This is a genomic window from Streptomyces sp. NPDC039462, from assembly GCF_055639375.1.
In genome coordinates this window covers 754,650-775,134 of the sequence record NZ_JBVKAO010000003.1, presented here as the reverse complement: position 1 = coordinate 775,134, position 20,485 = coordinate 754,650, and the positions used below count along the sequence as shown (strand labels likewise).

The window sequence follows — 20,485 nt, the reverse complement described above, 5'->3', positions numbered from 1 at the left end:
TGCCCGGCCCCTCCCTGGCCGTGAACCGCCTCGCCGGACCGGCGGACCACCGCCGCGGGAGGTCACCGTGGGGCGGCTTCGGTCATACTGCGGCCCATGAATCGACTCCGAATCGGCCTGGTGGGCACGGGTCCCTGGGCCTCCGCCACGCACGCCCCCGCACTGGCCCGGCACCCGGGCGTCGACCTCAGCGGCATCTGGGGACGCCGCCCCGAGGCGGCTGCCACCCTCGCGGCCGCGCACAAGACGACGGCGTACGCGGACGTGGACGAGTTGTTCGCCGTCAGCGACGCGGTGGCGTTCGCGGTACCGCCCGACGTACAGGCGCCGCTCGCCGCGCGGGCCGCGGCGGCGGGCTGCCACCTGCTGCTCGACAAGCCGGTGGCCACGACCGTCGACGGGGCACGGGACCTCGCCGCCGCGGTGGAGCGGGCCGGAGTGGCGTCCGTGGTCTTCTTCACGCTGCGCTTCGCCGCCGACACGTCGGCCTGGCTGTCCGAACAGGTCGCGACGGGCGGCTGGTTCACCGGCCGCGCCGACTGGTACGGCTCGTTCTACGGCCCGGACGGCACCGAGGCGTTCTCGTCACCGTGGCGTGCGAGCCGGGGCGGCCTGTGGGACGTGGGCCCGCACGCCCTGTCCATGCTGATACCCGTACTCGGCGACGTGAGCGCCGTGACGGCCGCGCCGGGCCCCGGCGACACGGCCCATCTGATCCTGCGGCACACCGGCGGCGCGTCCAGCACGGCGACGCTGAGCCTGACGGCACCGGCGAAGTGCGCGGGGCTGACCGTCGAGCTGCGCGGCGAGAGCGGCACCGTTGTGCTGCCGACGTGGGAGCCGGGCGAGGCGTTCCGGACGGCGGTCGACCAGCTCGTCGAGTCGGCGGGCAGCGGCACGGCGCACCCGTGCGATGTCCGGTTCGGGCTGCGGGTCACCGAGATCCTGGCGCAGGCGGAGGAGCACATCACGGCCGCGTGATCCGCCCGGCACCAGCGAGGTGAGCCGGGATCCGGCCGAGTCCGGCCATGGGGTTCGGCGAGAGCGGCCACGGCGTCCGCCCGGGGCAACCACGGGCGGCCGGTACCGTGGCCGCTACGTAATGGCGAGTGACGGCACCGACCGCAGCCGGGGATCCTACGGAGCCACCGCGGGAAGTAGCGCCGTGCGGTCCTGCGCTGCTCCGATTCCGACCACTCCGACGACTCGGGCCGAAATACGAACAGTTGTCCCACACGCTTCCCGCATCAGCCTCAGTAGGCCTAGGGGGTACCCAATGCCGGGGAATTTCAGCCATTCTCGAACTCCCCGGACAAGATGCCCCGCTGTTGCGCACGGGCGTCACCCGACGATCAAACCTGCAGGTCGGTGACCCCGCACGCTCCATGATGCCCCAGCGACTGATCGTTTTCTTCGGGCAATGTTTACTACCAAAGCCGATGTGAATATTTAGACTGATCACGCTCCAACTCGGCGTGCACCAAGAGGGATTACCCACCATGAACAAGACGGCGCTCCGCGCTCTGCTCCGCGAACGACGCGCCCTCATAGCCCCCGAATCGCACGGCTTCGCCCGCCCCACAGGTCAGGGCCGGCGCGCCCCCGGCCTGTCCCAGCACCAGGTCGACCAGTTGCTCCACCGCACGTTCGGGACGTATCACCGCCTCGAGTCCGGCAATTACCCCAATCCGCCGACCTCGTTGCTCCGGGACGTGGCCCGCCTCTTCGGGCTCAACGAACAGGAGTGGGTCTCCCTCTGCCGCTACGCACTGCTCCAGGACCCGCCGGGACCGCTGCATCTCTCCTCCGGCAAGGAGGTGCCCGGAGTCTGGCAGGAGGCCGTCGACGGGATCGGTCACATGGCCTACGTGACGGACGCGTCCTGGGAGATGCTCGCCTACAACACGGCCTTCGCGGGCATGTTCCCGAACGGCAAGGTGCCGGGCAACACGCTGCGCTGGATGCTCCTCGACCCGCACGGCCGCGAGACGCTGATGAACTGGCACACCGCTTGGGCCCCCATGGTGCTGCCGCAGCTGCGGGCGGCGCTCGCCACCAGGCCCGACGACGACATACTGCGGCAGATCGAGAAGGAGATCCTCGCCGATCCCGAGCTCGCCGACCTCTACACCGCGGGCAACTCCCACCCGCACCCCGACGGTGACGAGCGCCCCCTGCTGCACGCCCTGGAAGGCCCCGGCTGGGTCACCATGTGTGCCGCTCAGCCCCTGACGGCGCCCGGCTCCCGGCTGATGATCCTGGTGTTCCACCGCGGCACGCAGCGCACCCACTCGCGCGCGTCCATTCTCCGCTCGGACTGACGCGCCCTGCCCCGGGCGGACCACCCCCGCACACGGCGCTCAACAGGGCACTTCGGCCCCAGTGCAGTACGTTGGCCACATCCCCACCCGCTCTGCCGATCCTCGGGGAGCCGCCTCGTGACCGCTCACGTACTCAGACCCCGTACCGTCCTCGGCGACCACAAGGTCACCACGGCCGAGATCGCCGACGATGTGAGCAGGCACCACGCCGACCACCCGCGGCTGCGCGCGATCCTCCGCGTCATCGGCAACAGCGGTGTCCAGACCCGCCACTTCACCCGCCCCCTCGATTCCCCCACCGTCTCCGGCACCGCCGACGTCGGGGAGCGCGCCCGCACCGCCTTCGGCGACGCGCTCGCCATGGCGGAACGGGCCGCGACCGGGGCCCTGGCCGACGCGGGGCTCGCCGCGCGGGACATCGACGCGATCGTCACCACGCACACCACGAGCTGGGCCGTCCCCCACCTCGACATCAACCTGGTCTCCCGGCTCGGCCTCCGCCCCGACCTGCGGCGCGTCGCACTCGCCACGGTGGCCTGCACGGGCGGCACCCAGGCGCTCGCCCGCGCCGCCGACCTCGTCGCCGCGCGACCGGGCAGCAAGGTCCTCGTGGTGGCCGCCGAGGTGCTCTCCAGCATCTACCACCACAGCGACACCACCATCGAATCGATGATCTACAAGGCGCTGTTCGGCGACGCGGCCGCCGCCACGATCGTCACCGACACACCGCTGGGGCCCGGTCTCGCCGTCGAGGACACCTTCGAGTACGTCCTGCCGGACAGTGTCGAACGCCAGCGCGGCCGGATCTCCACCGACGGCATCCACTTCGACTCCACGAAACAGGTCCTGGCCGCCGTCACCGACGTGCTGCCCCCGCTCCTGGAGTGGCTCGGGCCGCGCCGGCCCGACTTCGCCCTCATCCACCCCGGCAGCCCCCGCATCATCGACGACACGGCGGACGCCCTGCGCCTGGACGAGCACGCCGCACGGCACTCCACGGACACGCTCAGCCACGAGGGAAACCTCGGCGGCGTGAGCATTCTGCGCGTCCTGGAACGCACCCACGCCGATCCCCCGCACGACGGCGCACACGGCGCGGCCGTCGCCTTCGGCCCCGGCTTCGCCACCGCGGCCGCGCGCTGCCGCTGGCAGGCATGACCCACAGCCGCTGACAGGGCCGAGCCCGCCGCCCGCCAAAACCGGTTGCCGCCACCGCACCGCCCTGCTGAGGTGACCCCATGGATCATGCAGCGGTATTGACCGCGTACGACCGGCAGCTACGGCACGACACGCAGGGCGAGGGCGGCGACACGCGGGTCGAGCGGACCGGCGGTGTCGTGCGGGTGACCGGCTCGGCACACGACTGGAACGGCGTCCTGTGGGCCGGCATCGACGCGTCGACGGCCGACGCCGTCATAGCGGAGCAGGTGCGCCACTACACCGCGGCCGGGCGCGAGTTCGAGTGGAAGCTGCACTCCTACGACCAACCCGCCGACCTCGCCGAACGCCTCCTCGCGGCCGGCTTCGAGGCCGAGCCGGTGGAGACCGTGATGGTCGCCGAGGCCGCCTCGCTGCCCGCGGGGCCCGAACTGCCCGACGGCGTGCGGCTGCTCCCGGTGACGGACGCCGAGGGCGTGCGGCTCATGGCCGAAGCCCACCTCGCGGCCTTCGGGGAGGGCGACGCCGCGCTGAGCGAGCACCTCGCCCGGCGCGTGCTCGCCCAGCTCACCGAGGCGCCCGACGACATCGTCGCGGTCGTCGCCATGGCCGGTGACCGGCCGGTGTGCGGAGCGCGGATGGAGTTCCGTCCCGGCACCGACTTCGCCGGCCTCTGGGGCGGCGGCACCGATCCGCAGTGGCGCGGCAAGGGCATCTACCGCGCGACGGTGGCCCACCGCGCCCGCATCGCCGTCGAGCGCGGCTACCGCTATCTCCAGGTCGACGCCTCCGCCGACAGCCGCCCCATCCTGGACCGCCTCGGTTTCACCACGCTCTGCACGACCACGCCGTACGTGTACCAGCCGTAGGGACGCCCGCGCGGGCCGCGCCGGCGCGCCGGTCTAGCGGATCGGCATCCCCGACAGCGTGCGCGCGATGACGAGGCGCTGGATCTCGCTCGTGCCCTCGAAGATCGTGTAGATCGCGGCGTCGCGGTGCATGCGCTCCACCGGGTACTCGCGGGTGTAGCCGTTGCCGCCGAGGATCTGCACGGCCTGCGCGGTGACCTTCTTCGCGACCTCGCTCGCGTACAGCTTCGACATGGAGCCCTCGGCCGACTCGAACTTCTTGCCGGTCGTGGCCATCCAGGAGGCGCGCCACACCAGGAGGCGGGCCGCGTCGATCTGGGTGCGCATGTCGGCGAGCTGGAAGGCGACGCCCTGGTTGTCGATGATCGGGCGGCCGAACTGGGTGCGCGTCTTGGCGTACTCCAGGGCCTCCTCGTACGCGGCGCGGGCCGTGCCCACCGCCATGGCGCCGACCGCCGGACGGGACGCCTCGAACGTGGCCATCGCGGCGTTCTTCACGCGCTCGCCGCCGGACTTGGCGCGCTCGCGGGCGCGGGCGAGGCGCTCGTCGAGCTTCTCCTTGCCGCCGAGCAGGCAGTGGCCGGGGACGCGTGCGTCCTCCAGGACGACCTCGGCGGTGTGCGAGGCACGGATGCCGTGCTTCTTGAACTTCTGGCCCTGCGCGAGGCCGGGGGTGTTCGGCGGGACGATGAAGGAGGCGTGGCCCTTCGAGCCGAGCTCGGGGTCGACGACCGCGACGACGACGTGGACGTTGGCGATGCCGCCGTTGGTCGCCCAAGTCTTCGTGCCGTTGAGGATCCACTCGTCCTTGGCCTCGTCGTAGACGGCGCGGGTGCGCATCGCGGCCACGTCGGAGCCCGCGTCGGGCTCGGAGGAGCAGAAGGCGGCGACCTTGACGTCGTTCACGTCGCCGTACATCTGCGGGATCCAGGTGCCGATCTGCTCCTCGGTGCCGTTGGCGAGCACGCCGACGGCGGCCAGGCCGGTGCCCATGATGGACAGGCCGATGCCCGCGTCACCCCAGAAGATCTCCTCGGTGGCCATCGGGATGCCGAGGCCGGAGGGGTCGAAGAACTGCTGGGCATAGAAATCGAGCGAGTAGATCCCTATCTTCGCCGCTTCCTGGATGATGGGCCACGGGGTCTCTTCGCGCTCGTCCCATTCGGCGGCCGCGGGGCGGATCACCTCGGCGGCGAATCCGTGGAGCCAGTCACGGACTTCCTTCTGTTCGTCGTTGAGCTCCATGGTGAACTCGGCCATGACCCCTCCAGGACCTGCGATCAGCTGCGGCTGCGATCAGCCACGGCGTTACTTGCGGTAACCAGAAGTGTGTTACCGGCCAGTAGTCCATGTCAACTCCCGGCGGCCCGTTCGATGCCTGTCGGCCGCCGGGTGTTACGTTGCGCGTGCGTCACCGATTCAGCACGGGCGGGGAGAAACGATGGAGACCACGCAGCAGACCGATCAGCCACGGTCCGCGGATCATCAGCGGCGTCGGCGGGAGCTGCTCGAGGCCGCGGACCGGGTCGTGCTCCGCGACGGCCCCGGCGCCTCGATGAACGCCATCGCCGCCGAGGCGGGCATCACCAAGCCGATCCTCTACCGCCACTTCGGCGACAAGGGCGGCCTCTACGCCGCGCTCGCCAAGCGGCACACCGACGCACTCCTCGAAGCCCTGCGCGCCGCCCTCGACGCACCCGCCGAGCGCAGGGAGCGGGTCGAGGCGACGCTCGACACCTATCTCTCGGCGATCGAGGCACGCCCCCAGGTCTACCGCTTCCTCATGCATCCGTCGGAGGCCCCCTCACCCGGCGAGCAGGGCTTCGACGTCGGCCTGCACTCGGCCCCCCTGCTGCGCCGCCTCGGCGAGGAGCTCGCCGAGGTCATCGAGGAGCGCGTCGACCTCGGGCCGGAGAGCGCCGAGCTCGCCCGGGTGTGGGGGCACGGCATCGTCGGCATGATGCACGCGGCCGGCGACTGGTGGCTCGGCGAACGGCCGTGCTCACGCGCCCAGTTGGTGCGCAGCCTCGCCGACCTGCTGTGGGGCCGGCTCGCGGCGGCGGGCAACCGCGTCGGCGGTCCCGGGTTCTGAGCCCTTCAGGAGTTCCCGCTCCCGGCCTCTCGGGAGTTCCACGAAGCCCTGGCGGCGGCCCGCAGCACCCTGCGGCGCCGCCAGCCCGTGAGGCGGTCGGTGTAGACACCGCCGTCCAAGTGGTCGCACTCGTGCTGGAGACAGCGCGCGAACCAGCCCGTCCCGTGCACCCGCACGGGCTCCCCCCGCACATCGACGCCCTCGACCACGGCGTGGTCGAAACGCGGCGTGCCCGCTTCGAGTCCCGGCAGCGACAGGCAGCCCTCCGGGCCGCGCACCGTGACGCCGTCCACCTCGACGAGTGTCGGGTTGACCACGTGCCCGAGGTGCCGGACGTCCTCGTCGTCGGGGCAGTCGTACACGAACACCCGCCGGCCCACGCCGATCTGGTTCGCGGCGAGTCCCACGCCCCGCGCGGCGTACATCGTCGCGAACATGTCCTCGACGAGACGCGCCAGTTCGGGCCCGAAGTCGGTGACCTCCTCGCAGGCCGTGTGCAGCACGGGGTCACCGAGCAGGGTCAGAGGTCGTACGCGCCCCGAGGCGCCCGGGATCGTGCCGTGTCGCATGGCGGCAAGAGTACGGTCCTCGGCATGGAGCGGCACCGCCGAGGTGCCGAGGTGGTGCCGTGATTCGGGCTTGTCAGTGGATCTCGATAGGCTGAGCAGCGAAACGATGCCGGGGGCAGGCGCGGCGCCGTACGCAAGGAGGATCTCGACAGATGTCAGGCAACACGGACCCGCTGTCGCCGCGGGCCAAGCTGGCCGTGACGGCGGGCAAGGCGGCCGCGGCGGTCTCGCGGGCTGCCGGCCGCGGCAGCGGATCGGTGATCGGCGGCAAGGTCGCGCTCAAGCTCGACCCCGAGCTGCTCGGACGGCTCGCCACGCACCTGGACGTGGTCCTCGTGTCGGCCACCAACGGCAAGACGACCACCACGCGCCTGATCGCCGAGGCGCTGCGGGCCAGCGGCCCCGTCGTCTCGAACGCGCTCGGTGCGAACATGCCCGCCGGAATCACCTCGGCGCTCGCCGGCGGGTCCGACGCCAGGTTCGGTGTGATCGAGGTCGACGAGAAGTACCTCGCGGGTGTCGCCCGTGACGTCGACCCCAAGGCGATCGCCCTGCTGAACCTCTCGCGCGACCAGCTGGACCGCGCCGCCGAGACCCGCATGCTCGCCGAGAAGTGGCGCGAGGGCCTGGCGGGCTCCAAGGCCGTCGTCATCGCCAACGCCGACGACCCGCTGGTCGTCTGGGCGGCCTCCTCCTCACCGAACGTGGTGTGGGTGGCCGCAGGCCAGGAGTGGAAGGACGACGCCTGGTCGTGCCCGTCCTGCGGCGGCGTCATGCAGCGCCCCGGGGACGACTGGTTCTGCGGCGAGTGCGGCTTCCGCCGCCCGGCGCCCAGCTGGGTGCTCTCCGGCGACCACGTCCTGGACCCGCACGGCTCGGCCTGGCCGATCCACCTCCAGCTGCCCGGCCGCGCCAACAAGGCCAACGCCGCCACCTCGGCGGCCGTCGCCGCCGTCTTCGGCGTGCCTCCGCAGGTCGCCCTGGAGCGGATGTACCAGGTGCAGGCGGTCGCCGGACGCTACGACGTCGTGCAGTTCCAGGGCCGCGACCTGCGCCTGCTCCTGGCGAAGAACCCGGCGGGCTGGCTCGAAACGTTTTCGCTGATCGACCCGCCGCCCACCCCGGTGATCCTTTCCGTGAACGCCCGGGGGGCGGACGGCACGGACACCTCCTGGCTCTGGGACGTCGACTACACCCGGCTCGCCGGTCACCCGATCTTCGTGCTCGGCGACCGCAAGCTGGACCTGGCCGTCCGCCTGGAGGTCGCGAACCTGGACTTCCGGGTCTGCGAGAGCGTCGACGAGGCGGTGCAGTTCGCCCCGCCGGGACGCATCGAGACGATCGCGAACTACACCGCGTTCCAGGACCTGCGCCGCCGCGTCGGCAACTGACCCGCCCGGCCTCTAGATCTTCGTAGGGACAAATGAGCATGAGCGACAACAGCCTGCGGCTGGTGTGGGTCTACCCCGACCTGCTGAGCACGTACGGAGACCAGGGCAACGCCCTGGTCGTGGAGCGCCGCGCCCACCAGCGCGGCCTCCAGGTCGAGCGCTACGACGTACGCAGCGACCAGCCGGTGCCCACCTCCGGCGACATCTACCTGATCGGTGGCGGCGAGGACCGCCCGCAGCGCCTCGCGGCCGAGCGGCTGCGCCGCGACGGCGGCCTGCAGCGCGCGGTGGGCAACGGAGCGATCGTCTTCTCGGTCTGCGCCGGCTACCAGATCCTGGGCAACGAGTTCATCAACGACCTCGGCCAGCGCGAGCCCGGTCTCGGCCTCCTCGACGTGGTCTCCACCCGCGGCGAGGGCGACCGGTGCGTCGGCGACGTGCTCGCCGACATCGACCCGCAGCTGGGCCTGCCCCCGCTGACCGGCTTCGAGAACCACCAGGGCATCACGCACGTCGGCCCGGCCGCGCGGCCCTTCGCCCGCGTCACCCTCGGCCGGGGCAACGGCACGGGCGACGGCACCGAGGGCGCGTACAACGGCACGGTCTTCGGGACGTACATGCACGGCCCCGTCCTCGCCCGCAACCCGCTCATCGCGGACCTGCTGCTCAAGCTGGCCCTCGATGTGAACGCGCTGCCGCCGACGGACGACCGGTGGTACGAGGCGCTGCGCGCCGAGCGCATCAACGCCGCGCAGCAGCCCGCGTAACACCCCGGAACACCCCGGAACACGCCGGATCGAAGCCCGCTTGACGCCCCGCCCGCACATGTGAGCGGGGCCGTCCAGCCTTCGGACGCGAGGTGCGGCCCCGCCCCCCGGCGCCTATAGGGTGGCGGGGATCCAGCCGGACGACGTGGTCCGGTCATCGACCCACGTTGCAAAGGTATTCCGGGCAATGCGCATTGGTGTCCTGACCTCCGGCGGCGACTGCCCCGGCCTGAACGCCGTCATCCGCTCCGTCGTGCACCGCGCGGTGGTGGACCACGGCGACGAGGTCATCGGCTTCCACGACGGCTGGAAAGGCCTCCTGGAGTGCGACTACCGCAAGCTGGACCTCGACGCGGTGGGCGGCATCCTCGCCCGCGGCGGAACGATCCTCGGCTCCTCGCGCGTCCAGCCCGCGCACCTGCGGGACGGCGTGGAGCGCGCCAGGGGGCACGTCGCCGAGCTCGGCCTCGACGCGATCATCCCGATCGGCGGCGAGGGCACCCTCAAGGCGGCCCGGCTCCTCTCCGACGCGGGCCTGCCCATCGTCGGAGTGCCCAAGACCATCGACAACGACATCGCGGTCACGGACGTCACCTTCGGCTTCGACACGGCCGTCGGCGTCGCGACCGAGGCCCTCGACCGCCTCAAGACCACCGCGGAGTCGCATCAGCGCGTGCTCATCGTCGAGGTGATGGGGCGGCACACCGGCTGGATCGCCCTGCACTCGGGCATGGCGGCGGGCGCGCACGCCATCGTCGTCCCGGAGCGCCCCTTCGACATCGAGGAGCTGGCCGCGAAGGTCGGTGAGCGCTTCTCCGCCGGCAAGAAGTTCGCCATCGTCGTGGCCGCCGAGGGCGCCAAGCCTCGCGCGGGCTCCATGGAGTTCGACGAGGGCGGCAAGGACGTCTACGGCCACGAGCGGTTCGCCGGCATCGCCCGGCAGCTCTCCCTCGAACTGGAGCAGCGCCTCGGCAAGGAGGCCCGCCCGGTCATCCTCGGCCACGTGCAGCGCGGCGGCACCCCCACGGCGTACGACCGCGTCCTCGCGACCCGCTTCGGCTGGCACGCCGTGGAGGCCGTGCACCGCGGCGAGTTCGGCCACATGACCGCCCTGCGCGGCACGGACATCACGATGGTGCCGCTGGCCGAGGCCGTCGAGACGCTGAAGACGGTGCCCGAGGAGCGGTACGCCGAAGCGGAGTGCGTGCTCTAGTTTCCGTCGCCCCGCGTACTACTCGCCTTATTCGCTTTACTCGCCCCCGGTCGCAGCAGCGGCCGGGGGCGGTTCTACTCTGGTGCGGACACACGTCGCACAATCCGCACGAATCAGGAGCCACTGGATGGATCACAGCGGGCACGGCATGAACATGGATCTGCCGCCGTTCACGCTGGGGCGAGGCCTCGAACTGTCGGCCGATCCCTTCTTCCTCATCGGCTGCCTGGTGGCGCTCGCCCTGTACGGGTGGGGGGTGGCGCGGCTCGTGCGGCGCGGCGACAAGTGGCCGGTGGGCCGCACGATCTCGTTCGTGCTCGGCATCCTGACCGTGCTGCTCGTGATGTGCACCAAGCTCAACGACTACGGCATGGTCATGTTCAGCGTGCACATGGTGCAGCACATGGTGATCAGCATGCTGTCGCCGATCCTGCTGCTACTCGGTGCGCCCATCACGCTGGCGCTGCGCGCGCTGCCGGTCGCCTCCCGCGGCAGCAAGGGCCCGCGCGAGTGGCTGCTCTGGCTGCTGCACAGCCGGTACATCAAGATCATCACGCATCCCGCGTTCACGATCCCGCTGTTCATCGCGAGCCTGTACGCGCTCTACTTCACGCCGCTCTTCGACACGCTGATGGGCTCCAAGCCGGGCCACATCGGGATGATGGTCCACTTCCTCGCCGTCGGCCTGGTCTTCTTCTGGCCGATCATGGGTGTCGACCCGGGGCCGCACCGGCCGGGCTACATCATGCGGATGCTGGAGCTGTTCGCGGGCATGCCGTTCCACGCGTTCTTCGGCATCGCGCTGATGATGGCGACGCAGCCGATGATCGGCACGTACATGCACCCGCCCGCCTCGCTCGGCATCGACGCGCTGGAGGACCAGGAGGCGGCGGGCGGCATCGCCTGGGCGTTCAGCGAGATCCCGTCCGTGGTGGTCCTGGTAGCCCTGCTCTTCCAGTGGCGGCGCTCCGAGGACCGTGAGGCGCGGCGCAAGGACCGTGCCGCGGACCGCGACGGTGACAAGGAGCTGGAGGCGTACAACGCCTATCTGGCCTCACTGGCCGCTCGCGGACGCTAGCGCCAGAGGGTCTTCCCGGGTCACGATGGTCTTCGGACCGCGGTCCGGGCGCGTGGGCGCCGCGGACTGCCGGGAGGAGGCTGAGCGATGCCCGGTTCCACGAAGACCATGGGTGGGTTCACCATCGGAGGCCTGGTCATGGTGACGGCCTATACAGCGGCGCTCGGGAGCAACGGCTGGTTGTGGTTCGGCTGGGTCGTGCTCGGTCTGATCACACTGGCGATGGTGCTGTCGCGCGCCGCATGAGCGCGGTACCGCGCGACAGCCGCCACGACGCGCGAAGCCCTGCCACGGAACTGTCAGAAGCGCGGGGCTCAGAAGCGGAAGACGTGGCCGGTGTCCGCGTCGAGCGCGCAGGCGTTCGGGTACGTCTTGCGCCAGCCGACCGGCCGGCCCTTGTACGACCCGGTCACCTTCACGCTGACCGGCTCGTACTCCTTCGTGCACGCGTGCGGGTCGTCGGGGAGCGCGTCGAAGTTCCCCCTCGCCCGAGCGATCGCCTCGCAGGCCTCGGCCGCCTGCGGGTGGGGACCCGACGGCCCGGGCTCGCAGCGCAGCAGCACACCGCGGATCCAGGTGTTCTGGGCGCCGGTGACGGTGAGGAAGAGGCCGCGCTTCGGGGCCGGGGCCGGGTCCGCCGCCTGGGCGGGAGTGAGCGCGCCGAGGGAGCCGAGGGAGAGCAGAGCGGCGGCGGCGAGGGCGAACGGACGCATGGGGAACCTCCGGGATACAGGTCGGACGCGACGGCGTCTGCGACGTCGACCGGGACGGTGACGTTCCGTGGCGTCGACGACGCCGGGGCGAGCCCAGGGCACCCCTCGTACGCGCCGCCCGGCGAACCGCCGCGCCGGTCGTTCCCCCGCTCGGCCCCGCGCAAGGGCCCGAACGGGCTCTCGCATCCGCGCCACCGATTGACTACCGTGCGTCGGCACCGGGACGAGGGGGAAGGCTGCCGCCATGTTCTACCTACTGCTCAAGCACGTGATCCTCGGCCCGCTGCTCCGGCTGATGTTCCGGCCCAGAATCGAGGGCCTGGAACATGTGCCGGACTCCGGCGCGGCGATCGTCGCGGGCAACCACCTGTCGTTCTCCGACCACTTCCTTATGCCGGCGATCATCAAGCGCCGCATCACGTTCCTCGCGAAGGCCGAGTACTTCACGGGGCCGGGCATCAAGGGACGGCTGACGGCCGCGTTCTTCCGCAGCGCCGGGCAGATCCCGGTGGACCGGTCCGGCAAGGAGGCGGGGCAGGCGGCGATCCGTGAGGGCCTCTGCGTGCTGCGCAAGGGCGAACTGCTCGGCATCTATCCGGAGGGCACCCGCTCGCACGACGGCCGGCTGTACAAGGGCAAGGTCGGCGTCGCGGCGATGGCGCTCAAGGCCCAGGTGCCGGTCGTGCCGTGCGCCATGATCGGCACGTTCGAGGCGCAGCCACCGGGCCAGAAGGTCCCGAACCTCAAGCGGGTGACGATCCGCTTCGGCGAACCCCTCGACTTCTCCCGATACGTCGGCATGGACAACGAGAAGGCCGTCCTCCGCGCCGTCACCGACGAGATCATGTACGCGATCCTCGGGCTCTCCGGGCAGGAGTACGTCGACAAGTACGCGGCGGTCGTGAAGGCGGAGGAAGCGGCGGAGGCCGAGCGTGAGCGCGCGGCGGCGGGCGCCAGGGAGCGCCGCAGGTTCCCGAAGCCGCCACTGAGCTGAGCACCGCTCCCCTGCCTTCGCCCGTCTGCCGAGAGCAGATCCCTCTTCGGCGCACGTATGCCGGGACGTACGGTCCGATCATGAAGAAGACATTGGTGATCGGCGCGACGGGGCAGATCGGGCGCGTGGCGGTGCGAGCCCTCGCGGAGGACGGCTGGGCGGTGCTGGCGGCGTCGCGGGGTGCGGACCGCGACGTACGGTGGCCCGAGGACGTACGAACGGTGCGGCTCGACCGGGAGGACGACACGGCACTCGCCGAGGCGCTGGGAGACGGCGTGGATCTCGTGGTCGACACGGTGGCGTTCACCGCGGCGCACGCCCGGCAGTACGCCGGCCTCGGCGATCGGATCGGGGCGGCCGTGGTGCTCTCCAGCGGAGCGGTCTACCGGGACGGGCGGGGCCGCAGCTTCGACACCCAGGACCAGCCGGACGGCTTTCCCGAGTACCCGGTGCCGATCCCGGAGAGCCAGCCCACCGTCGAGCCCGGTGACTCGACGTACGGCACCCGGAAGATCCGGATCGAGCGGGAACTCCTGGCGCTCGGCGAGCAGCTGCCCGTGACGCTGCTGCGGGCCGGGGCGGTCTACGGCCCGTACTGTCGTACGCCGCGCGAGCTGTACTTCGTGAAGCGGAACCTGGACGGGCGGCGTACGCGCGTACTGGCGCACGGTGGACTCAGCCGCTTCCATCCGGTGAGCGTCCACAACATCGCGGAGCTGGTGCGGCTCGCCGCCGCGCGGCCCGGTTCCCGGGTACTCAACGCGGGCGATCCCGACGCGCCCACGGTCGCGGAGATGGGCGCGGCGATCGACGCCGTGATGGGGGTCGGGGGCGAGACGGTGACTGTGACGGTGCCGGGTGCGGCGCCGGCCCGGAACGTCGGCGTCACGCCCTGGACCACGCCGCACCCGGTGGTCTACGACATGTCCGCGGCGGAGCGGGAACTGGGCTACCGCGCCGTGACGACGTACACCGACTCGGTGGCGGAGACAGTGGGCTGGCTCGCCGAGCGGCTGGGCGACCGCGACTGGCGTGAGGCGTTTCCGAAGATGGCGAAGAACTACGATCCGTCGGTCGACCTCTTCGACTACGCGGCGGAGGACGAGTGGCTGGAGCGGCAGAGGTCCTGAGGCCGGGCACGGGGGCAGGTGCGGGGGCGGCCGCCGCCGGAAGTCGATCCGGTGACGGCCGCCCGCGCGTCTGCGCGTCTGCGCGTTACGGCTTCGGCGTGGCGTGCGGGGCGCAGGTCACGTCGGAGGCGTCGAGTTTGCCGGTCAACAGGTAGGTGTCGACGCGGTCGTTGAGGCACGGGTTGGCGATGTTGGTGATGCCGTGCGAGCCAGCGTCCTTCTCCGTGATCAGGCGGGAGCCCTTCAGGCGCTCGTGCAGTTCGACGGCGCCGGGGTAGGGCGTGGCGGCGTCACGGGTGGACTGGACGATCAGCGTCTGCGGCAGGCCCTTGTGGGTGCGGATCTCCAGCGGCCGCTGCTGCTTGCTCGACCAGGTCGCGCACGGCAGGTTCATCCAGGCGTTGCCCCAGGTGAAGAAGGGGCTGGTCCGGTGGATGCGGGTGTTGTCGCGGTCCCACTTCTTCCAGCTGCGGGGCCACTTGGCGTCGGCGCACTCGACGGCCGTGTAGACCGCGTTGCTGTTCTCCTGGGCGATGTTGCCCGCGGTGTCGGCCATGTCGGGGCTCGCCGCCTCGACGAGGGGCTTCGGGTCACCGGCGACGTACTTGCTCCAGTTCGTGGCGATCTCGACCCAGTACGAGTCGTAGTACGGCGCGTTCTGGAAGTAGGAGTGCAACTCGGCCGGGCCGACGACGCCGTCCAGGGGCTGCTTCTTCGCGGTGGCGCGGAGCTTGTCCCACTGGGCGCGGACCTTGTCGTAGGTGTCGCCGAGGTGGAAGGCGGCGTCGTTCTTCGCGACCCACGTCATCCAGTCGATGAGGCGCTTCTCGAAGGCGACGTCCTGGTCGAGGTTGACCTCGTACCAGATCTTGTCCGTACGCGGGTTCACCACGGAGTCGAAGACCATGCGGCGCACGTGCGTCGGGTACAGGGTGCTGTAGACCGCGCCCAGGTAAGTGCCGTAGGAGACGCCGAGGAAGTTCAGCTTCTTCTCGCCGAGCGCGGCGCGGATGACGTCCAGGTCGCGGGCCGTGTTGGGCGTCGTCATGTGCGGGAGGAGGTCACCGCTGCGCTCCTGGCAGCCGTCCGCGTACTCGGCGGCGAGCTTGCGCTGGGCGCGCTTGTCGGCCTCGCTGTCGGGGATCGGGTCCAGCTTCGGCGCCTTGACGAACTCCTGCGGGTCCACGCAGGAGACGGGGGCCGAGTGGCCGACGCCGCGCGGCTCGAAGCCCACGAAGTCGTACGCCTTCGCCGTCTTCTCCCAGAGCTTGCTCTTGGTGACGACGCGACGCGGAAAGCGCAGGCCGGAGGCGCCGGGGCCGCCGGGGTTGTAGACGAGGGCGCCCTGGCGCTCGCTCTTGCCGCCGGTGTTGCCGATCCGGTCGACGGCGAGCTTGATCTTCCTGCCGTTGGGCTTGGCGTAGTCGAGCGGGACGGTGACCCAGCCGCACTGGATGGGCTTCTCCAGACCCCAGTCGGCGGGGCAGTCCCGCCAGTCGATCCCGGCCTTCGCGGCACGCTGCGCGGCGATGGCGGCGCCTCGGGCCTCACGGTCCTTGCCGGAACCGGAATGGGACGTGCCGTCGGCGGTCGCCGTGGGTGCGGCGACGCCGCCCGCTATCAGCGTCGCCACGACGAGACCACCCGCGGATCCGAGCACCGCCGTCCGCCGCCTGCTCCCTGGGCTCCTTCTCAAGTGAGGCCTCCCGCACATAGATTCGAACACTGTCGATCAGTACGGGGATCCTTGCGCCTGAGGGGCGCCGGGGACAGGCACGGCGGGGGTTCTTTACCAATCCGATAAACGGATTGATCCGACCCGGTGAGCGGTCGCCGCAAGTCAGAGGCCCGGTCCCCCTATGGGATCGGGCCTCTGACGTCCTGTGAGTGTCCAACTGAGTGACTACGGCTCCCGTGGCCACGGAGTGGCCGCGGCGAAGATGTGGTCTAGCGCGGTGAGGTATCCCGCCATGAGCGGTGCGGGGCCGATCCGGCGCAGGTGCAGCACGGGGGAGAGTGCAGGCGCCAGGCCGTCGACTGGTGTGGTGACCAACATTTCGTCATCGGCTCGAACCAGGTCTGCCCGCAGTTCCGGATGTGCCACAACCTTGATGCCGGGAACCTCAAGTAGCGAGGGGAAGACGTCCGCTACCGTGGCCAGCCTTACTGAGTCGGGAGTGGAAGCGGCCAAGCGGACGCGTACACCGGCCTCAACCTTTTCGGCGAGCACCTTTCGCAGATCCCAGACAGCATCGGCGAGGAAGACGACGTTGGCAGACGCGAGATCGATCACGCTTGTGGCACTGAGCAGCGTCGTGCGCCATAGGTCGTACGGGACCGCACCACGGCTTGGGTAGCAGGCCAGAAGCTCATCACGTGGGCTCACACTGGAACGATGCCGTTCGTCCAGCCTCGGCCACAAGTAGTACGGGTCGGTGCCGAGCGCCTTCGCCGCAGCATGGGCATTGCGCGCATGGGGAGTGCGGGTAGTCGCGATCCACCGGTCCACACTCTTCGGGTCGATCCCCAAGTGGGTTGCTAATCCTTCCACGGTGACGTTGGCGGCGATCATTGCGCCACGCAGACGCTCGTTCGCCGGTGCATGATCTTCTGCCAGGATGGAGGCAGGTCGATTCGACATGGCTAGGACTCCTTCGAATCGGTCGGGCCGTGTCCGCTCCAACCGGGCACGGCCCGCTTGCTGCTTGTTCAGCTACCCGTGGGCTCGTTCGATTTCGCCCAACGTGCGACCGTGGCCCGTGGGATGCCTGTTAATTCTTCGATGCGGCGATATGGGAGGCCGACACTCACCGCATCAGCTACCGCGGGCCGGAGTTCGGCCTCGACCTCTCGGAGTTCCTTTGCTAGCAAACGGCGTCGCTCGCCGGGGCCTACGATCCGTCGCACTGCCGCCGCTCGCCGTTCTTCGGGAGTGTCGTCGGACGCCGACGGGTATGTGGTGCTAGGCCTATTGGGCCCTGATCGGAGTTGCGGCGCTGGGGACTTGCGTCGCTGCCTACCTCGCCGAGTGGACATGAACTAATAGTGTGCGGGTGTCCCAAGTGAGACAACCCTCCCGTCGAGAGACGCATATGCCAGTTCGGGACGAGCGGAAACGTACTGGTGGAAGCGATATCAGTCCTCACGGAGAGCCGTGCGGTAGAACTTTCCCTACTTCATCAAGGCTCGCTGCGCTCGCGGCCGTCCATGGCCAGCCGCGAGCGCCAACCATCCCTTGGCCGGGGCTTTGGCCCCTGGTGAAAGCGGGTGAGCCCACCGCGCACCGCCACCACGATCCGGCCTTGGAGGGGGAAGACCTCAAAAGCCGTAGGACCTCAAGCGCACGCACGGACACAAGCACCCCATCAAGACCACAGACCCGAGCCGTCCCCGAAGGGGATCAATCCAAGGACCGAGGGCCACACATCAGCGGGGCGGCGCCGGTCGGCCGCCGCCCCGCTGCCTCCATGTCTCCGCCACCGGCTGCGCGGCGGCGTCCGCCCGTCACCACCCACAAGCGGCCAAAACCCAGCACCGGGCCATAGGGCACAGGGGAGAGCCGCACAGCAGGTCACAGAAGCTTTGGGTTACCGAATAGGCCGGATCGCGGCGGCGGCACACAGCGGGCTAACCCACCACCCGTGGCCACGGCCCCAAGCCGGGATGGTGGACCCCACTGGAGCTGTGGCCGGCCCCCTGCCGCACGCCTCGAAGGCAGCAGGAAGACCACCCCGGCAGCGCACCCGGGCAGGACCCGCACCGCCAGCCGAGCCCGCGGGAGCTTCCAGCGCGCCAGCACGGGATCACCCTGCCGGCCGTGGACCACCATTCGCCGCGGTGGGCAGGAGGCGGGGGAAGGAGAGGTGGGATGGGGGTGGGGAAGGTGGTGGGCTGGGGCGGTCGGTTCCACGGCTTTAGGCAGCCACTTTGGGGCGAGCCTCTAAGATCATGGCCCCGATTCGGACCTTGCGGGCAGGTCCACTGACTGCCCGAATCGCGATGAGCTTAAGGGGCCATGATCACTCGCCCCAAAGCAGCTCCAGCCCAAAGCCGCTCCACCGACCGCGAAGCCAGGGTGCAGGCTGCGGAGGGTGCCGTATCGGCATACAGGTAGTAGGTGTGACCGGGCAGGTGGTCAGCCAACCGGCGTCGTGGGTCGGCTCAGTGGGGGTGCCTGCCGGTCGGCACCGCTGTCCTGATGCCCAAGGGCAGCACGAACCTGGGAGGGCGCACAAGGTCGTTCAGACAGTGGGGTGCTCCACCTTGTGCGCCCTCCCAGAACCGTGCCGGGCGAAGCCCATCAGGACAACGGCACCGACCTAGGGAGCACACCATGACCTGCACCAACCCCCAGTGCGACGACGGCATCGTTCCCAACCCGTACGCCGAGGACCCCGAGGACGTCACCCTCTGCCCGGACGAGAACCCCGGCTACGACCCCCGCGACTTCCTCGACTACTGCGAAGGCTAAGCACCACGGGCCCCGGCTCAGGTCGGGGCCCAAAACCGCTCCACCGTCCGCGTGGGCAACGTCCCATGAGGACCCGAGCACGACAACGATCGGCTTCCGTACCACTCAAGCCCATGACCAGGGATGTTCTGGGCTCAAAGTCCGTTGTCAGTGCCGTGATCTACAGTCTCCTTCACGACGCGACCGACCCCGGGGGACTCATGGCTACTTGGCTGCTGAACTGCAACCCGAAGACTTTCAAGCTTGACGAATACCGCGACGCCGGCGAGGTTCTGACCTCGTGGACTATCGCCCGGCACAAGGACGAGGTTGCGGCGGGTGATGAGTTCGTCCTGTGGGTGAGCGGTCCCAGCGCAGGTATCGCGGCCTACGGCCACTTCACCGGTTCGGCAGAGTACGGGCAGGTGGATGAACGCTATTGGACGACAAATCCTGGCCAGAAGCACTTCGTACCCCTCGAAGTCGACAGATGGCTTGACCTACGCATCCCTAAAGCGCAGCTAGTCGGCGACGCGCGCATGGCCGGAGCAACGATCCTTCGCCAGCCCTTCGCGGGCAGCCCTCACCGCTTGACTGACGACCAATGGCAGGCCATTCGCGAGGCCATCGACGTTTCTGAGTCCAGCGACCCGGATTGGCACCTGAATCCCGGCGACACTATCCGTCGCACGGATCTGCATGCGCTCTATGGCGGGAGCACCCAGAATGGGATCTCGCCTTCTGGGACGTCAGACAACATCCTCATCTTTACAGCGGCGAGCTCAGGTCACCAGCACGGCTACTTCGACACCTGGAACGAGGACGGGACTTTTCACTACACCGGCGAAGGCCAGACTGGCAACCAGAGGATGGTTCGAGGAAACAAGGCCATCCTTGAACACCGCGAGACTGGCAAGCGCCTGCGCCTCTTCGAGGGGGCCCGCGGGACGGTGCGCTACCTCGGCGAGTGGATGCTAGACCCGGAGCATGCTTACACGTGGGCAGAAGCACCGGAGACGGGAGGCGGCCCCCTGCGGCAAGTCATCCACTTCCACCTCGTTCCCGTACGGGTGACTATTACAACGCCGGAGGTGGGGATCGGCCAGAGCTACGCTGTCGTAGACGAAGACGTCTCACCCACGCCGGCAGTCCCGAGTACGCCGGACCCCGACCTTGTTGGTCGCAACCTGTCGACGCACCGCAGGCTCCAGAACCATCTGGCTCAGGAGGCACAGAACCGTGGACTGACCGCCTTGTCCCCTGGCCCCACTGATCCCGATTTCGATCTTGCTTGGCGCGACGATCAGAACCGCTTCACTGTCTGCGAGGTTAAGTCCCTAACACGCGCCAACGAGGCGCGCCAGCTCCGAGCCGGGCTTGGCCAGGTCTTGGACTACAAGGACCAACTGCGCGACCGCGCCACAGACGTAACAGCGGTTCTCTGGATCGAGCGCGAGCCGACCGAGATCAGGTGGGTCACCCTTTGCCGGCAGGTTGGTGTCGTGCTCGCGTGGCCCGATCGGGAAGACACGGCCTTCTCCCGTGCCCACCACAGCACCGAGTAGATCCGCCCCGGCTCACGCCGAGGCTTCTGATCTTGCTCCGGCACCTCCCCAGCTCTCGAAGCCCGCGACCCTGTCGGCGACGGTAAGGAGTGGTCACAGTCTCCTCCACCCCATCCACTTCGCTGACGGATGAGCCGAACAGGCGCCACTGTGCGATGATCTGACGCTCAGTCTG

General features: G+C 69.9%; 19 protein-coding genes. 14 read left to right on the top strand and 5 right to left on the bottom strand.

Translation table 11 applies throughout. From position 1 onward, the window contains the following. Positions 1-96 precede the first annotated feature (96 nt). From ACZ7LU_RS20690 to ACZ7LU_RS20675, 4 genes are all read left to right on the top strand, one after another. The gene (locus ACZ7LU_RS20690; protein ID WP_471917533.1) at positions 97-981 is read left to right on the top strand and encodes a Gfo/Idh/MocA family protein; all 885 of its coding nucleotides are present in this window, start codon (positions 97-99) and stop codon (positions 979-981) included. Between the two features lie 518 nt (positions 982-1,499). Then, positions 1,500-2,321, top strand: coding sequence for an MmyB family transcriptional regulator (locus tag ACZ7LU_RS20685; protein WP_398306648.1), 822 nt, complete (start codon positions 1,500-1,502; stop codon positions 2,319-2,321). A 117-nt stretch (positions 2,322-2,438) separates the two neighbouring features. Beyond that, positions 2,439-3,479, top strand: coding sequence for a PhlD (locus tag ACZ7LU_RS20680; RefSeq protein ID WP_471917532.1), 1,041 nt, complete (start codon positions 2,439-2,441; stop codon positions 3,477-3,479). Positions 3,480-3,559: 80 nt separating this feature from the next. Continuing rightward, positions 3,560-4,348 (top strand): GNAT family N-acetyltransferase, encoded by a 789-nt coding sequence (locus ACZ7LU_RS20675; RefSeq protein ID WP_471917531.1) that lies wholly within the window; start codon positions 3,560-3,562, stop codon positions 4,346-4,348. Between the two features lie 33 nt (positions 4,349-4,381). Here the strand turns inward: ACZ7LU_RS20675 and ACZ7LU_RS20670 are convergent, their stop codons facing one another. Further along, positions 4,382-5,608 (bottom strand): acyl-CoA dehydrogenase family protein, encoded by a 1,227-nt coding sequence (locus tag ACZ7LU_RS20670; RefSeq protein WP_471917530.1) that lies wholly within the window; start codon positions 5,606-5,608, stop codon positions 4,382-4,384. A gap of 181 nt (positions 5,609-5,789) precedes the next feature. Here ACZ7LU_RS20670 and ACZ7LU_RS20665 point away from each other — a divergent pair, with 181 nt between their 5' ends. Beyond that, a complete protein-coding gene (locus tag ACZ7LU_RS20665) occupies positions 5,790-6,440 on the top strand; it encodes a TetR/AcrR family transcriptional regulator (protein WP_398306656.1) in 651 nt (216 codons plus the stop codon). A 5-nt stretch (positions 6,441-6,445) separates the two neighbouring features. Here ACZ7LU_RS20665 and def read toward each other — a convergent pair whose 3' ends face one another. Continuing rightward, positions 6,446-7,009, bottom strand: a complete 564-nt coding sequence (gene def / locus ACZ7LU_RS20660) for a peptide deformylase (protein ID WP_471917529.1) — start codon at positions 7,007-7,009, stop codon at positions 6,446-6,448. Between the two features lie 152 nt (positions 7,010-7,161). Here def and ACZ7LU_RS20655 point away from each other — a divergent pair, with 152 nt between their 5' ends. The 5 genes from ACZ7LU_RS20655 to ACZ7LU_RS20635 all read left to right on the top strand — a co-directional run bounded on the left by ACZ7LU_RS20655 (position 7,162) and on the right by ACZ7LU_RS20635 (position 11,704). Further along, the gene (locus ACZ7LU_RS20655; RefSeq protein WP_468308109.1) at positions 7,162-8,400 is read left to right on the top strand and encodes a MurT ligase domain-containing protein; all 1,239 of its coding nucleotides are present in this window, start codon (positions 7,162-7,164) and stop codon (positions 8,398-8,400) included. A 38-nt stretch (positions 8,401-8,438) separates the two neighbouring features. Further along, positions 8,439-9,167 carry a type 1 glutamine amidotransferase gene (locus ACZ7LU_RS20650; protein ID WP_398306662.1) on the top strand — a complete coding sequence of 243 codons (729 nt, stop codon included), beginning with the start codon at positions 8,439-8,441 and terminating at the stop codon, positions 9,165-9,167. A gap of 187 nt (positions 9,168-9,354) precedes the next feature. Next, complete coding sequence (locus ACZ7LU_RS20645) at positions 9,355-10,380, top strand: 6-phosphofructokinase (protein ID WP_398306664.1); 1,026 nt, start codon at positions 9,355-9,357, stop codon at positions 10,378-10,380. A gap of 127 nt (positions 10,381-10,507) precedes the next feature. Continuing rightward, positions 10,508-11,458, top strand: coding sequence for a cytochrome c oxidase assembly protein (locus ACZ7LU_RS20640; protein ID WP_468088825.1), 951 nt, complete (start codon positions 10,508-10,510; stop codon positions 11,456-11,458). Between the two features lie 87 nt (positions 11,459-11,545). Then, positions 11,546-11,704: a hypothetical protein gene (locus ACZ7LU_RS20635; protein ID WP_398306668.1), complete on the top strand. Its 159-nt coding sequence runs from the start codon at positions 11,546-11,548 to the stop codon at positions 11,702-11,704. A 68-nt stretch (positions 11,705-11,772) separates the two neighbouring features. Here ACZ7LU_RS20635 and ACZ7LU_RS20630 read toward each other — a convergent pair whose 3' ends face one another. Next, positions 11,773-12,171, bottom strand: a complete 399-nt coding sequence (locus ACZ7LU_RS20630; RefSeq protein WP_471917528.1) for an SSI family serine proteinase inhibitor — start codon at positions 12,169-12,171, stop codon at positions 11,773-11,775. Positions 12,172-12,415: 244 nt separating this feature from the next. On the opposite strand from ACZ7LU_RS20630, the gene ACZ7LU_RS20625 reads away from it, so the two are divergent. Further along, entirely contained in the window at positions 12,416-13,165 is a 750-nt protein-coding gene (locus ACZ7LU_RS20625) for a lysophospholipid acyltransferase family protein (protein WP_398306672.1), read from the top strand. Between the two features lie 80 nt (positions 13,166-13,245). Continuing rightward, positions 13,246-14,295 carry an NAD-dependent epimerase/dehydratase family protein gene (locus tag ACZ7LU_RS20620; protein ID WP_471917527.1) on the top strand — a complete coding sequence of 350 codons (1,050 nt, stop codon included), beginning with the start codon at positions 13,246-13,248 and terminating at the stop codon, positions 14,293-14,295. Between the two features lie 85 nt (positions 14,296-14,380). Here ACZ7LU_RS20620 and ACZ7LU_RS20615 read toward each other — a convergent pair whose 3' ends face one another. Continuing rightward, a complete protein-coding gene (locus ACZ7LU_RS20615; RefSeq protein ID WP_398306675.1) occupies positions 14,381-16,009 on the bottom strand; it encodes an alpha/beta hydrolase in 1,629 nt (542 codons plus the stop codon). A 189-nt stretch (positions 16,010-16,198) separates the two neighbouring features. Further along, positions 16,199-16,936 carry a hypothetical protein gene (locus ACZ7LU_RS20610; protein WP_471917526.1) on the bottom strand — a complete coding sequence of 246 codons (738 nt, stop codon included), beginning with the start codon at positions 16,934-16,936 and terminating at the stop codon, positions 16,199-16,201. A 1,692-nt stretch (positions 16,937-18,628) separates the two neighbouring features. On the opposite strand from ACZ7LU_RS20610, the gene ACZ7LU_RS20605 reads away from it, so the two are divergent. Then, positions 18,629-18,766, top strand: coding sequence for a hypothetical protein (locus ACZ7LU_RS20605; protein ID WP_471917525.1), 138 nt, complete (start codon positions 18,629-18,631; stop codon positions 18,764-18,766). 113 nt (positions 18,767-18,879) lie between these two features. Continuing rightward, entirely contained in the window at positions 18,880-20,310 is a 1,431-nt protein-coding gene (locus ACZ7LU_RS20600; RefSeq protein WP_471917524.1) for an SRA domain-containing endonuclease, read from the top strand. The last annotated feature ends 175 nt before the right edge of the window (positions 20,311-20,485 follow it).

Coding starts and splice junctions, on each gene's coding strand:
- ACZ7LU_RS20685 (WP_398306648.1), top strand. CDS start 1,500: ATGAACAAGACGGCGCTCCGCGCTCTGCTCCGCGAACGACGCGCCCTC.
- ACZ7LU_RS20655 (WP_468308109.1), top strand. CDS start 7,162: ATGTCAGGCAACACGGACCCGCTGTCGCCGCGGGCCAAGCTGGCCGTG.
- ACZ7LU_RS20675 (WP_471917531.1), top strand. CDS start 3,560: ATGGATCATGCAGCGGTATTGACCGCGTACGACCGGCAGCTACGGCAC.
- ACZ7LU_RS20600 (WP_471917524.1), top strand. CDS start 18,880: ATGACCAGGGATGTTCTGGGCTCAAAGTCCGTTGTCAGTGCCGTGATC.
- ACZ7LU_RS20610 (WP_471917526.1), bottom strand. CDS start 16,936: ATGTCGAATCGACCTGCCTCCATCCTGGCAGAAGATCATGCACCGGCG.
- ACZ7LU_RS20690 (WP_471917533.1), top strand. CDS start 97: ATGAATCGACTCCGAATCGGCCTGGTGGGCACGGGTCCCTGGGCCTCC.
- ACZ7LU_RS20620 (WP_471917527.1), top strand. CDS start 13,246: ATGAAGAAGACATTGGTGATCGGCGCGACGGGGCAGATCGGGCGCGTG.
- ACZ7LU_RS20615 (WP_398306675.1), bottom strand. CDS start 16,009: ATGTGCGGGAGGCCTCACTTGAGAAGGAGCCCAGGGAGCAGGCGGCGG.
- ACZ7LU_RS20670 (WP_471917530.1), bottom strand. CDS start 5,608: ATGGCCGAGTTCACCATGGAGCTCAACGACGAACAGAAGGAAGTCCGT.
- def (WP_471917529.1), bottom strand. CDS start 7,009: ATGCGACACGGCACGATCCCGGGCGCCTCGGGGCGCGTACGACCTCTG.
- ACZ7LU_RS20625 (WP_398306672.1), top strand. CDS start 12,416: ATGTTCTACCTACTGCTCAAGCACGTGATCCTCGGCCCGCTGCTCCGG.
- ACZ7LU_RS20640 (WP_468088825.1), top strand. CDS start 10,508: ATGGATCACAGCGGGCACGGCATGAACATGGATCTGCCGCCGTTCACG.
- ACZ7LU_RS20630 (WP_471917528.1), bottom strand. CDS start 12,171: ATGCGTCCGTTCGCCCTCGCCGCCGCCGCTCTGCTCTCCCTCGGCTCC.
- ACZ7LU_RS20645 (WP_398306664.1), top strand. CDS start 9,355: ATGCGCATTGGTGTCCTGACCTCCGGCGGCGACTGCCCCGGCCTGAAC.
- ACZ7LU_RS20605 (WP_471917525.1), top strand. CDS start 18,629: ATGACCTGCACCAACCCCCAGTGCGACGACGGCATCGTTCCCAACCCG.
- ACZ7LU_RS20650 (WP_398306662.1), top strand. CDS start 8,439: ATGAGCGACAACAGCCTGCGGCTGGTGTGGGTCTACCCCGACCTGCTG.
- ACZ7LU_RS20635 (WP_398306668.1), top strand. CDS start 11,546: ATGCCCGGTTCCACGAAGACCATGGGTGGGTTCACCATCGGAGGCCTG.
- ACZ7LU_RS20665 (WP_398306656.1), top strand. CDS start 5,790: ATGGAGACCACGCAGCAGACCGATCAGCCACGGTCCGCGGATCATCAG.